At 59.0% G+C, this 12,946-nt stretch carries 13 protein-coding genes; 6 read left to right on the top strand and 7 right to left on the bottom strand.

Annotated features, from left to right (window positions below; genetic code table 11):
- Positions 1-91: 91 nt before the first annotated feature.
- Entirely contained in the window at positions 92-1,012 is a 921-nt protein-coding gene (locus tag D8780_RS08295) for a DMT family transporter (protein ID WP_121645168.1), read from the bottom strand.
- Between the two features lie 139 nt (positions 1,013-1,151).
- Here D8780_RS08295 and D8780_RS08290 point away from each other — a divergent pair, with 139 nt between their 5' ends.
- Both D8780_RS08290 and D8780_RS08285 read left to right on the top strand, forming a co-directional pair.
- The gene (locus tag D8780_RS08290; RefSeq protein WP_121645167.1) at positions 1,152-2,522 is read left to right on the top strand and encodes a cation:proton antiporter; all 1,371 of its coding nucleotides are present in this window, start codon (positions 1,152-1,154) and stop codon (positions 2,520-2,522) included.
- A 117-nt stretch (positions 2,523-2,639) separates the two neighbouring features.
- The gene (locus D8780_RS08285) at positions 2,640-4,457 is read left to right on the top strand and encodes a sugar phosphorylase (protein ID WP_199699570.1); all 1,818 of its coding nucleotides are present in this window, start codon (positions 2,640-2,642) and stop codon (positions 4,455-4,457) included.
- A gap of 28 nt (positions 4,458-4,485) precedes the next feature.
- Here D8780_RS08285 and D8780_RS08280 read toward each other — a convergent pair whose 3' ends face one another.
- From D8780_RS08280 to D8780_RS08255, 6 genes are all read right to left on the bottom strand, one after another.
- Positions 4,486-5,706, bottom strand: a complete 1,221-nt coding sequence (locus D8780_RS08280; RefSeq protein ID WP_121645165.1) for a glycosyltransferase family protein — start codon at positions 5,704-5,706, stop codon at positions 4,486-4,488.
- Between the two features lie 40 nt (positions 5,707-5,746).
- Positions 5,747-6,535: an HAD-IIB family hydrolase gene (locus tag D8780_RS08275; protein ID WP_210209459.1), complete on the bottom strand. Its 789-nt coding sequence runs from the start codon at positions 6,533-6,535 to the stop codon at positions 5,747-5,749.
- Between the two features lie 66 nt (positions 6,536-6,601).
- A complete protein-coding gene (locus D8780_RS08270; protein WP_121646461.1) occupies positions 6,602-7,420 on the bottom strand; it encodes a glycoside hydrolase family 25 protein in 819 nt (272 codons plus the stop codon).
- 296 nt (positions 7,421-7,716) lie between these two features.
- Positions 7,717-8,211, bottom strand: coding sequence for a lytic transglycosylase domain-containing protein (locus tag D8780_RS08265; RefSeq protein ID WP_121645164.1), 495 nt, complete (start codon positions 8,209-8,211; stop codon positions 7,717-7,719).
- 71 nt (positions 8,212-8,282) lie between these two features.
- Positions 8,283-9,491 carry a pyrophosphate--fructose-6-phosphate 1-phosphotransferase gene (locus tag D8780_RS08260; RefSeq protein ID WP_121645163.1) on the bottom strand — a complete coding sequence of 403 codons (1,209 nt, stop codon included), beginning with the start codon at positions 9,489-9,491 and terminating at the stop codon, positions 8,283-8,285.
- Positions 9,492-9,558: 67 nt separating this feature from the next.
- Positions 9,559-10,053, bottom strand: a complete 495-nt coding sequence (locus D8780_RS08255; RefSeq protein ID WP_121645162.1) for a cupin domain-containing protein — start codon at positions 10,051-10,053, stop codon at positions 9,559-9,561.
- A 257-nt stretch (positions 10,054-10,310) separates the two neighbouring features.
- Here D8780_RS08255 and D8780_RS08250 point away from each other — a divergent pair, with 257 nt between their 5' ends.
- The 4 genes from D8780_RS08250 (at position 10,311) to D8780_RS08235 (ending at position 12,856) form a co-directional block, all read left to right on the top strand.
- On the top strand, positions 10,311-10,826 hold the full coding sequence (locus D8780_RS08250) for a hypothetical protein (protein ID WP_147440297.1): 516 nt from the start codon (positions 10,311-10,313) through the stop codon (positions 10,824-10,826).
- A gap of 128 nt (positions 10,827-10,954) precedes the next feature.
- Positions 10,955-11,245, top strand: coding sequence for a hypothetical protein (locus D8780_RS08245; protein WP_121645160.1), 291 nt, complete (start codon positions 10,955-10,957; stop codon positions 11,243-11,245).
- A gap of 109 nt (positions 11,246-11,354) precedes the next feature.
- Positions 11,355-12,101, top strand: a complete 747-nt coding sequence (locus D8780_RS08240) for a J domain-containing protein (protein WP_121645159.1) — start codon at positions 11,355-11,357, stop codon at positions 12,099-12,101.
- Entirely contained in the window at positions 12,098-12,856 is a 759-nt protein-coding gene (locus D8780_RS08235; protein WP_121645158.1) for an N-acetylmuramoyl-L-alanine amidase, read from the top strand. Before D8780_RS08240 ends, D8780_RS08235 begins: the two co-directional genes overlap by 4 nt.
- The last annotated feature ends 90 nt before the right edge of the window (positions 12,857-12,946 follow it).

Raw genomic sequence — 12,946 nt, 5'->3', positions numbered from 1 at the left:
TACGCCCTGAGATGCTGAAATGCCCGCCTTTGCTCATGCTGCGTCGCAGCAACCTTTTTGGCTGTGTATTAACCGGAAATTATGGATCGTCTCACGGGGTAGGCGGTACGCGGCGCGGCGCTCTCCGAAAAATGCGACCATCGATCATCAGTAGTCCCGACGTAATGAGACCGAAGCCGAGCCATCCATTCGCCGTCATTGTTTCGCCGAAGAAGAAGACGCCTGCCAGAATGGCGCTTATCGGAATGAGGACGGTAACGAGGGAGCCATTGGTCGCACCAGCTTTTGCGATGAGGTCGAAATAGAGCAGATAGGCGCCAGCGGTCATCAGGGTGCCGATCGTGACGATCGAGGCAATGGCCGCAACATTCTCAGTGACCAGCCCCTCCGGTCCGACCGTGAAGAGCGCTGCGGCCATGACGATCACGCTCGAACAGGCGCATTGGCCGGTCGCAATGAGGATGGGCGGTATGTCGCCGAAACCTCGCGCCAGATTGGCACCGAAACCATAGGAAATGGCAGCACCGACAAGACAGGCCATTGCCCAGGGCGGACCGCCGAGCCCCGCGAGCGCCGCGGGCCCCACCAGCGTGGCGACGCCTACGATCCCGATGATGATTCCGGCCAGTTTCAATCCCTTCAAGGTTTCACGGCCAACGACATAGGTGGCGATCAATGCCGTCCATAACGGGGTCGTGGAATTGAAGATCGATGCCAGTCCAGCGCCGATTTCGGTCTGGCCCGTACTGATCAGAAAGAAGGGGATTGCATTGTTGAGGATGGCCAGCAGAACGAGGCGTCTTCCGCATTGGAAAAGAGGGCGCAGGGAAATTCGCCAGAGCGAGCAGATGAGCAAGAGCGTGATGGCCGCAATGGCAAGTCGCCATGCGACAAGCGCCACCGGGACGAAGCCTTTGAGCGCCACGACCGTCAGCACGAATGTTCCACCCCAGAGCACCGAAAGGATGATGAGTTTCATCCATTCGCGCGCCGACATTTGTCTGTCGGTCATCCGCAATTTCCTCTTATTTTTCTGGCGTCTTGCCGGATACAGTGAGGCTGTTCCACCCGAAAACCGATTTCGGGAAAATTGACGACTGAACCTGTTTCCCTCGGTGCTATATCGGCAGCAAAGGCTATAATTCGACGCTATGGATGAACATCATATCGCCTTCCCGCTGATCGATGTGGCGCTGGTCATCGCCGTGGCCACCATTCTCGGCCTTGGGCTGATGCGGATGCGTCAGCCGCCGCTCGTCGGGTTCATTCTGGCGGGTCTGCTGATGGGGCCGACCGCGCTCGGCTTCATCCGCACCTCCGAATCGGTCAACGCGCTGGCCGAGATGGGCGTGCTGGTTCTGCTCTTCTTCATAGGCCTCGAAATTTCGCTGAAGGCGTTCGTTCTCAGTCTGCGGCCCGCCGTGCTGATCGCGACCGGGCAGCTGGTCGCCGGTCTGCTGGTCGGTTTTTTGATCGCATGGGCGGGGGAGGCGACGACGGCGGAAGGCATCATTCTCGGCTTCATCATCGCGCTCTCATCCACCGTGGTCGCCATGAAGATGCTCGACGACATGGACGAACTGCGCGGCGACGCCGGGCGGATCGCAATCGCCATTCTGATCGCGCAGGATATCGCCGTCGTGCCGATGTTGATTATCATTGGCGCGCTTGGTCGGGGCGAGGCCTCGATGTTTCTTCTGATCGTCAAGGTGCTGGCCGCCGTCACCGTCCTGGCGGTTGTCCTCTGGTGGCTCGGCAAGCGAGGCAAGCTGCGCTTTCCTTTCACCTCGGCGATCGAGGGCAATGTCGAGATGCTGGCGCTCGGTGCGCTGGCGATCTGTTTTGGCGGCGCAGCCGTCTCGGGCTATAGTGGCCTTTCTCCGGCCTATGGGGCGTTTCTGGCCGGCCTGCTGCTTGGCAACTCCACGCTGCGGGCTAAGGTGATCCCTGTCATCGAGCCGATTCAGAGCGTGCTGCTGGTCGTCTTCTTTCTGTCGATCGGCCTTCTGATCGATCTGAATTACATCTGGTCCAACCTTGCGCTCGTCGTCGGAACGTCGCTTGCCGTCATTGCAGCAAAGAGCCTGCTCAACATTCAGTTGCTGGCGCTGACCGGCCATGATCGCGAAACGGCGCTGATCGCTGGCCTCTCGACGGCACAGATCGGGGAGTTTTCTTTCGTGTTGGCGACGACAGGTCTCTCCGCCGGTGCGCTGGGCTACGATTTCTACCGGCTGGCTATCGCCGTCACGGCTGTCACGCTTCTCGTCTCACCAGCCTGGACGTTCCTGATGCACCGCGTCGAGAATCTCGCAACCGAGGGCTACTGGAACTACAGGGAAGGGCTTCAACTCTTTCTTTCGGAAGACCGCGCGCGCCGCGGGCGACGCTTCTACGGGATGCGCGTGCGTTGGAGGGCGGGACGCTATGCTTTTCGCAAGCGCCAGCGCATCCGCCGCGAGATGCGCGATTTGAAACGTCAGGCCCGCATCAGCCAACAGCCTCAAGGTCGAGACCACTGATTTGCGCATTGCAGTCATGCATCTAGAGCAGGGAGAGGCGTGACCTCTGCCGCAAAGCTCGCATATGGTGGATACAACCCTGACGATTGACGATAACAAACGCAGGATAGGGCAGACATGGGTGAAGTGGTTAGGATGGATCAGGCGACAAGTTCGGAGGAGATCGAAATCCAGGACGATCTGTTGGAAGCCTTCCCAACCCTTCTGGTCAAGCGACTCGACTATCACCTGTCGTTTCTTTATCCGCACCAGGATATACCGGCGCTGACCCGGCGTCTGCTCGACGCGTTCTGGCCTGCCGATAAACGGGTTCTCTGCCGCCCGCAGCGCCGCCGCGTCTCCGCCCCATCATGGAGCGAACGCGACGCCATTCTCATCACCTACGGCAATACGCTGCAGGATGGTGAGCACCCGCCGCTTCATATCCTTGATGATTTTCTCACCCGCCATGTCGGTAGCGTCATCAACGGCGCTCACGTGCTTCCGTTCTTTCCATGGACCAGCGATGACGGTTTTGCCGTGGTCGATTACACGCGTGTCAATTCGGAACTCGGAAGCTGGCAGGATATGGGGCGCATTGCGAGCCACCATAAGCTGATGGCCGATCTCGTCCTCAATCATGTTTCCGCGCTGCATCCGTGGTTCGTCCAGTTCCTGCAAGGACAGGAGCCGGGCCGCGATTACTTCCGGACCGTCGAGCCCGGGACCGATGTTTCAGACGTGGTGCGTCCCCGCCCTCAGCCTCTCCTGCAGAGTTTCGAGACAAGCGAGGGCGAGAAGCATGTCTGGTGCACATTCTCCCGGGATCAGGTCGATCTGAATTTTGCCAATCCGGACGTGCTGCTCGAATTTATCCGGATTGTCCGGCTGTTTCTAAACGAGGGTGTTCGGATCATACGGCTGGACGCCGTTGCCTTCATCTGGAAGGAGATCGGAACGAAATGCGTCCATCTGCCGCAGACGCATGAGATCGTGCGGCTGATGCGGACCCTCTCCGACTACAGTCGCGAAGCGATGGTCATCATCACCGAGACCAATGTTCCAAACCGTGAGAATATTTCTTATTTCGGTGCCAGCAACGAGGCGCATGCGGTTTATAACTTTGCCTTGCCGCCATTGATGTTGCATGCGCTGACCACCGGCGATGCCAAGCAATTGACACTCTGGCAGCGTCATCAGCCGCCAGCGCCGGCCGGCAGCTTCTATTTCAACTTCACCGCCAGTCACGACGGGATCGGCGTGCGCGCGGCGGAAGGGTATCTGACGGACGAGCAGGTGACGGACATGATCGGCTCTGTCTCCGAGGTGGGCGGAGAGGTTTCGATGCGCGCCTTGCCGGACGGCTCGAAAAAACCTTACGAAATCAATGTTTCCTTGTGGGACGCCATGAAAGCCGGACCCGGCGGGCACGCGTACCAATTCGACCGCTTCATGGTGAACCAGACAATCCAGATGGCGCTGGAGGGTATTCCCGGCATCTACATTCATTCCCTCCTCGCGACGCCAAACGACAAGGAACGCATGGAGCGGACCGGAACCAAACGCGCCCTCAACAGGCATATCTGGGATTATCGAGAACTGGAGGATCTGCTCAGCCAGCCGGATAGCGATCAGTCCAAGGTTTTCGCGGAGATGAAGCGGCGCATTGGCATCCGTACCCGGCAGCCAGCCTTCCATCCTAACGCCACACAGATGACGCTCGATCTGGGGCCGGGCCTCTTTTCGCTCTGGCGTCAGTCACGCGACCGCACGCAATCGATCCATGCGGTGCATTCGGTCAGCAATGAGCCGCAGAGCATTCCCTTCAACAGGCTCAATCTCATCATGGACGAGCCTGTGATCGACCTTCTATCAGGCCGCCGATATGAAGAGGGAGAAGAGACGCTGACGCTGGCGCCTTATCAGTGCGTCTGGATCGCCAATCGTCGCGGATGAGAGCGAGCCGCAATCGCAACCGCTGCTCTCAAATCTCTTCCATATCATCTTTGACGGCCTCGGCCAGATCATGGAAAATATTGGGATAAACGGATTTGATCCGCCGCCAGTTGGGTATGAACGGCGTTGAGGACGGGTCACGCAGAAAGACCTCTCCCGCTTCCATGATGTTGCTGGCGAAGAGTTCGACCGCCTTTTCCTCCTGATGGCGATCGACCCGAGCGCCGTTGAAAACCGCGTCGGCCGCATAGGCTTCCATCATGTCGAGGGCGGTTCGGTAATAGCTCGCCTTCAGTGCCCGCAAGGTGCTTTCGCTGATCACCACGCCCTCTGTCGCCAGCTTGCGCAGGATGGCCTTCACGATATCGGTGCTCATGCGCGACAGGCCGCTGGTGGCATCGTCTTCCGACAGAGCCTGATGTTTGTGATCGTAGATATCGGCGATATCGACCTGCGCGATCTGACCCTGATTGGCGTTACGCCGAACCTCGGACAGGAACCCGATCTCCAGACCCCAGTCCGAAGGAATGCGAACGTCTGGAACGATGTCCATCTTCATCGCGAATTCGCCGGAGAGTGGATAGCGGAACGCTGCGAGGTAGCGTGTGAAATTGTGCGGGCCGATCACCAGGTCGAGAGCCTGAAGAAGAGGTGCGACGAGCAGGCGCGCGACCCGCCCGTTGAACTTGCCCTCGGCGACGCGGCCATAGAATCCCTTGGAGAAGACGAATTTGAAATCGGGATGGATGACCGGATAAAGGAGCCGCGCCAGGAGTGCGGCGTTGTAGGTGAGAATGTCGCAATCATGTAGAGCCAGAACCTGGCTCCCACGCGGAACGGCCTGCGCATAACCCATCAGATACCAGGCGTTGCGACCCTTTCCGAGTTCTGTCGGTGCAACGTTTTCGCCAGCCAGCTTTTCGTGAATGGCCTGCATTCGCGGGCCGTCGTTCCAGAGCACCCGATGGTGCTGCGGCAGCCGCGAGAAGAAGTTTTTGGCGTAGCGGAATTCCTCCTCGCTCGCCCGATCCAGGCCCACATAAATATTGTTGATCCACGGCATCTCGATGAGCGTATCGACAATCTTTTCGAGCGCTGCGCCTTCAAGCTCGGAGAACAGTGAGGGAAGAACCAGCGTAACGGGGCGGAATTTTGCGTAGCGGGCGACTTCCTCAATGAGGCCGTCTTCCTCTCGGCGAGTGACATTATGAAAAGTGGTGATCGCACCCGTCTGGTGAAAATCGCTCAAAACCTTGTCTCCTTAAGGCCGGGCTGTCGCCCGCTAGGGATTATATCCCGTATTCGTCCAGAATGCTTTGAATGGCTTGGTTCCATCCTGCAGGGCCGGGCTGGTTCGTATAAATGACGCGGCGGTTTGCCAGTTCGGCGATCTCGATTCCATCATGGTCCGGGTTCTTTACGACAATGGCAATCTCAGCAGCTTCCAGCATCGCCCTGTCGTTTGGCGCGTCACCCAGCGCAATCACGGGGCCGCTCGCCTCAAGCGTTTCGCAGATGCCGGGAACGCGATCCGCCTTGCTGTGCCGTCCATGGGAAAGGGTCAGAAACCGACCGCCCCTCTTGGCGGAAATGCCAAGGCTGTTCAGCGTATCGAGGAATTCACGAAGATCGTCATCGCTTCCTTCGAACGTGCCCGGCTCGGTAAACTGACGTTTGCCAGCGCGCCGTGCAGCATCGAGCGGCAAGCCGGTGGCTTTGGCGATCCCTTCATCGCCGAGGTCCCCAAAGCCGGTGAACCGTGATCGCAGTGAGGCGGGCAACTGGTTCAGTTTCTCGCGAACGGTCAGATAGTCCTCACTCGGGCGCGCGGGTTCCTTGGCGGTCAGAACACCGCCGCCATTTTCCACGATCGCTGGTCCTCTCAGCCCGATCTCCTCCATCAGCGGAGCGACTTCCGCTGCGGTCTTGGACGTGGCGGGAATGATGGGAATGTCGCTCGTCTGGAGGCGATGAACAGCGGGAAGAGCTGGCTCGTAGGAATAGCTGGAATGGTCCAGAAGGGTGCCGTCGAGGTCGGTAAAAACGATCATGACCGACACTATACCGCACTGCGTCATGGCCGCCAGCACGGCGAATGGCTTAATGCAGCCGGCAAACATGTTTGATGTTAAGCGGCTGATGGATCAGCTGTTGTCAGAGACCCACTGACGGAAATCGGATTGCGAGCCGCGAAAGACATTGATGTCGGCCGGCGTGTCGATTCCGGGCACCTTTCCCGTTCCGGTGTATTGCCAGAAGGTCCAGTGCTGGCCCGGGTACTTCTCGGAAGGATGGCCCGCCGTTGAACGCAACCAGAACTGGACATTGTCCAGCCGGGCGAGATCATTGTCGTGATAGAAGTCGACCGTCGTGTAGATGATGGGCGTCTTTCGGTAGCGGCGGCTGACCTTGGCGATGAAGTCCTTCAGCATTTTCCGCGCCTGAGCCGGCGGCACCTTATTGGGGCAGGTCGGGCTGTCAGGGTTCCACTCTGCGTCGAGTACCGGTGGTAATGCGCCCGTTTCGTGCGGGACGTTCTGGATAAACCAGTCCGCCTGCTCGCCGCCGGAGCGGCACCAATAGAAGAAATGATACGCGCCGCGCGGCAGGCCAATCGCCTGTGTCGTCGCCCAGTTTTCACGAAAGCGGCTATCCACGCGATCGCCGCCTTCGGTCGCCTTGATGAAGGCGAACGAAATGCCGGAGCCTTTTACGCGGGGCCAGTCGACCTTGTTCTGATATTTGGCCACATCGACCCCATGCACCGTATGATGCCAGGGTGCGGTGCCGGTAAAATCAAACGGGTCGTGATCGTCGAAACGCAGCCCTTTTGCGCCGCTTCGTGGTGGCTCGGCCAGCGAGAGAGCCCCGAGGGTATCGGTGGAACTGCAAGCTGAGAGCGTGGCTGAGGACAGGATTGCGCCGATTACGGCAAGCGAGGAAATCAGGCGGCGGCCGGACATACGGAAAACCCCAAGGCGAAAGTGCGAAAAGTCACCGCGCCGCGCTTGCGTGATAATCCCGGAATGGTTTTGCTTGTGGCATCCGGCGTCGGGAGGCTGCGCATTCGTTCCCCGTGACATGCTGCATGAGCCATGGTCAAGAAAGGGTAAACGATATGCGACGGTTCGCAAAGATCGGTCTCGTGACGGCGACCCTGTTTGCGTCCCGCTTGGTCGAGCTCATCATCAGGCCGTCGCAGCGTCTCTCTAAGTAATCTGCAAGCGCTAGAAGATCAGAGGGCCCTTGCCACGCGACCTCAGCAGTTGCGCAGGCCGGTCTCGCATAGCATTCCCCGCTTCTTGGCCACGTAATAATAGCCGGAGGCATAGAGGCCGACAGCGCGGCTTTCGCTGCCATCGGCCAGAAGCCACGCGCCGCGGAGATAACGTCCCGCATATTCCAGATTGGTTGAGGGATCGAGCAGCCCGCTCGCCGGCCCTTGATAACCCATGCTCTGCGCCGTGTCGTGTCGGACTTGCATGAGCCCCCAATAAGGGCCGTTGCGCGCCTGTGGATTGTAGCGGCTCTCACGAGTGACTACGCGGTGCAGCAAGGATTCCGGGATCTCGTACTTCTCCGCGTAATGCGAGATCAACGGCTCCAGTTCTTCGCGACCGGACGCATCGGCTTGCACGGTCGGCTCGCTTTCCGTCTCGGAGACCGACATGTTCGCAACCGACTCTCGGTTCGCTGTCGTGCAAGCCGAAAGAAATGCGAGCGCGATGGCCGCACAGAAACTCTTACCAAACATTAGAATGCTCTTCGCACCAATTCGTGGTGTCTAAGAGAACCCCGATCTTGCCGTTTCTAAGGCGAATGGGATCAGCGCGATGAGGGCTGGCCTATCTCCGCGAGCATCGTCGTGAACCATTCCACCGTCGGGTCGAAGGCCTTGCCGCCGCCGATACGCGGAAATTCGATGGTCCGAAGACGGTTTCCCGCTTCCAGATCATGGCCCACGACGCCGCTTACGCCATCAAGCGCAGAGGTGACCGCGTGGTCGACCATCCCCTTGATAAGTCGCAAATCGTCGGTGTTGGCAGGGGCGGATCGTGCGAAGTAGCCGCTCTTTTGCACGAGCACCTTGTCGGCGCCGATGGACGGCCCGAGCTGTCCGGCGAACCATTCGCCGACATTGACCTTATCCAGCCGAACATGGCCGAATGCATCACGCGGCAGATCGTCACCCGCCGCCTCGCGCTCGGCGACGATCGTATCGACCAACGCGCCCTCGGAGACAAAGACGGTCGCGAAGCGATGATCGGTCATCACCTTCTTGAGGCGTTCACGCTCGGACTCAAGATCAATCGACAGTTCCGGGACGTATACGCCTTCCAGATCCTTGAGCGCGGCACTCATCAGGAAATTGTCGGGATAGGCACGGCCGGCTATCCGGGCTCGATAGGCCCTTGCCGTGGCCGCCGTCAGCCAGCCGGAATGACGGCCCATCACTTCGTGGACGACGAGGCAGCCCGGCTGGGCGCTCTGTTCATTGCCGACGTGGTCGAAGAAGGCGGCGCCCGCCTCGGCGGCCGTCCAGGCGCCGAGAGATTGCCGGATCGGAACGATGTCGTTGTCGATCGTCTTGGGTAGGCCGACAACCGTCAGATCGTAGCCATTCTCCTTGAGATAAGCGGCCAGATCGGCCGCGGCGGTATTGGTGTCGTCGCCACCGATGGTGTGAAGCACGGAGACCCCATCGGCCTGAAGCTGTCGGGCGGCGGCCTCAAGCGGGTTCTCCCCCTCCTTGACCAGACCGCGTTTGGCACAGTCCTTGGCATTGGTCAGCTTGACGCGCGAATTGCCGATCGGCGATCCGCCCATGGCGTGGAGCAAGGGGGCGTCGCGTCGCATATCGGCCGAAACAGAGATGCTCTTTCCCGTCAGCAGGCCCTGATAACCGGAGGTGTAGGCGAGCAGTTCGCGCTCGGGAGCGATCTCGCTCCAGCGTTCGATAAGTCCGCCAACCGCTGAAGACAGGCATGGGGCCAAACCGCCAGCCGTCAACATCGCCACTTTTCCTGTCATGATCGTCCCCTCGCAATGTCATCGTTGATGCGAACATATCTCCTCCGTCAGGGAGGAAAAGGCTTGAACGTCAATCCGCTACGAAGCTTTCCCCAGAGACCGGATCGGTCTTTGGCAGGGAAACCGTCGCGATCTGCCGAAGTATAGCGTCGTCATAGCTCTGATCGGCCTTGATCAGAGAGAAATTTTCCTGCCCTGGGGGGTAGGCGCCGCAAATGGTGAAGTCCTCCGATGCCGAAAGCTGGCAGTGTCCCCATCCCGGTGGCACGAGAAGAAGATCGCCGGCCCTGACGTCGATTGACCTGCCTTCCGGCCCACCGATAATCAGTTTCGCTGACCCTTCCGCGACGCCGAGCGCTTCCCATGCATCGGGATGATAGTGATGAAAGTCGTAGACCTGCCATGTCCAGGTACCGGTCCAGCCGTTTTTCTCCAGCAGTCTTCTCACAGCCGAGGAGCCACCGGACGCATCGATCGCGTTGACGTAGATCCGCGCCGGGTGGTCCGGATTATTGGGAATGCCCCCATTGGCATTGAGGCGAATACAATCCGTGCTGTCGTTCATCGAAGCGGCCTCCCTGCTGCCGATTGTTCCGATTCGGCTCCCGGTTGAAGCTAGGCGAAAACCCCACCGGGGCGAGCCATAGTCGCCTGGGGTTGGTGACAGGAGGATGGATTTATCAACTGCCCGCTGAAGGCCGATCCTTAAGGCCATGACTGCAGCGGCGATGTCCAGCCATTCCTCAAATCACTATGAAACGAAATCGGCATCAGGACGTTGGCGTCGTATCCTTTTCAAATTCGCATATAGGAGATTTCGAAATGAAAAAATTGCTGCTGACTTCTATTTCCGCCCTCGCCCTGACCGGGCTGGTTGCATGTGGCGACCAGGACGATGAGGCTGTCGATAATACAGCGATCGAAACCGAAGAGACGACGCAGACCGACGCGGCGGTAGAAGCTGATGCCGACATCGAAACGGACGATGCGGCTGAGGCTGAAGAAGCTGCTGCTGAAGCCGAGCAGTCGGCTCAACAGGCAGAAGATGCTGCTGAGGATGCAGCGAACCAGGCCGGTGAGGCCGCTGCCGATGCGGCGCGCAGCGCCGCCGATGCCGCAGAAAATGCAGCGGATGCCGCGGCCGAAGCGGCTGACGATGCGGCCCAGACCATTGAGGATGCTGCAGAGGCGACGGGAGACGCGGTCGATGCAGCAGGAGATTCGCTTGAAAACTCCGCTGATGAAGCGGGTACGTCGATCGATGAAGCTGCTGACGAAACGGCGGTTGAACTGCGCACGGAGGACGGTGACCCGGAAACCGAGCAAGTTGGGCAGTAATACGGCGGGAGTCTCACACAGCGTCTTGAGCGTTAGCAGTTTGTGACTGAACCCGCTCGGGAGGACTGCGTTGAACTGGCAGGATCGGCAGAACCGGTCGTGAAGATATAAGCAAAGGAATATTTCTTATGAAAAAGCTTCTTATCGCCAGTTTCTCCGCTGTCGCCGTCATGGGTCTTGCTGCCTGCTCCGATAGCGGCACCGACGAGATGACGACACAGAGCACTGTGGAAGAGACTCAGCCGATGACGACGCAGGAAGAAACCCAGGCCATGCCGGCAGACGAAGGCATGCAGAGTGAGACAATGGGTGAGACCGGTGCCACTCAGCCGGAAGACATGGATGACATGACCCTTCAGCCGGATGATGGCGAAACCGATGATACGGTAAACAGCACCACAACCGAGCCGGCAAACTAAGCGGGATCGATTGATGGTGGAAAAAGCCGGCTCTTTCGAGCCGGCTTTTTTGTGTTTCGACGGCGCATGACGCTTTGCGATGGGGGCAGGGATCGTTACAAGGCACGGCATGAATGCTTGGTCTCTATTCGGTGAACTGATCAACCGGCTGCCGGCGCAGGCGGAGAGCATTCTGTCGGCCATGGTGGAGATGTTCCGGTCCTTCTTCTGGGGGGACCCGGAAACGCGCCGCAAGGTGGCCTTCTCTGTGGCGATGATCGCTCTTTCGGCAAAGATGGCCAAGGCCGACGGCGTTGTCACACAGTCGGAGGTCGCCGCTTTCCAGCAGATTTTCGAGATACCCGAAGACGAGACCCGGAACGTCTTTCGCCTGTACGAACTGGCGCGGCAGGACGTTGCCGGGTTTGAAGCCTACGCCAAGCAGATGGCCGAGCTTTGCAGCGAAGATCGCCGCGAAAACGATGATGCGCCAAGGTTAACCGAGGACGTTCTGGACGGACTTTTCCACATCGCGACGGCAGACGGCGTTTTGCATGAACGCGAGCTGGAATTTCTTCAGATCGTCGGTTCGATTTTCGGTTTCTCCGACGATGAATTTGAAACGATCGCAGCGCGGCATGTCGCCCTTGGTGTTGCCAATCCTTTTGCGGTGCTGGGCTTGCCCGACGATGCGACGAAGGCCGAGGTGCAGAAGCGCTATCGTGAACTGGCACGCCAGTGGCATCCCGATTTCATGGTAGCGCGGGGCGTACCGGAGGAGTTTCTCGAGATTGCCAATCAGAGAATGGCCGCTCTCAACGAGGCTATGTCGGCAATCGAAGCGTTGAGGAACAATCGGGAGAACCGGCAGGCATGAGTTTTTCGCCGGATCATGGCGAGGCCCGGGTGCGACCTTCACCCAATTGCGGGCCGCGTAAACTGTCGGGAAGGCCCGACATTCTCCTCCTCCATTATACCGGGATGGCGACCGGCGATGAAGCTGAGCGGTGGCTTTGCCGTCCCGACAGCGAAGTGTCCTGCCATTATATCGTTCACGAAGATGGGCGCATCGTGCAGATGGTGCCGGAGGCGATGCGTGCCTGGCATGCCGGTGCCTCGTGCTGGGAGGGCGAGGCCGACGTCAATTCCCGCTCGATCGGCATCGAAATCGTCAATGGCGGTCATCCCGCGAACCTGCCGCCTTATCCCGACCGGCAGATCGATGCGGTGATCGCGTTGGCACAGGATATTGTCGAACGTCATGCCATAAAGCCCAGCCGTGTTCTGGGGCATTCGGATGTGGCCCCTGGCCGGAAGATTGATCCGGGTGAGCATTTTCCATGGGAGCGTCTGGCGGAGAGTGGCATCGGACTCTACGAACCTGAAGGTCCGCGCGGCGAAATCCTGCTGCGCTCCGGAATGCGCGGACAGCCAGTGGAAGCCATGCAGGCGCTGTTGTCACTCTATGGCTATGATGTGGCAAACACGGGTGAATATGACGATAGAACCCGCACTGTCGTGCAGGCCTTCCAGATGCACTATCGAAAAAGTTGCATCGACGGAGAGGCGGATCGGGCAACGATGGAACGGCTCTATCACTTGGTTAACAAGGCAAAGAGCGATCCCGCGTAAGATCGACTTTCGACCAGGTTCCATCGATTTGATCGCTGTTACATTTCGTTACTGACGCTGCCGTATTTTAGCAAAGCTCGGTTGCGAAAC

It is taken from the genome of Notoacmeibacter ruber (assembly GCF_003668555.1).
Taxonomy (GTDB): Bacteria; Pseudomonadota; Alphaproteobacteria; order Rhizobiales; family Rhizobiaceae; genus Notoacmeibacter; species Notoacmeibacter ruber.
This window is presented reverse-complemented; position numbering and strand designations above follow the sequence as displayed.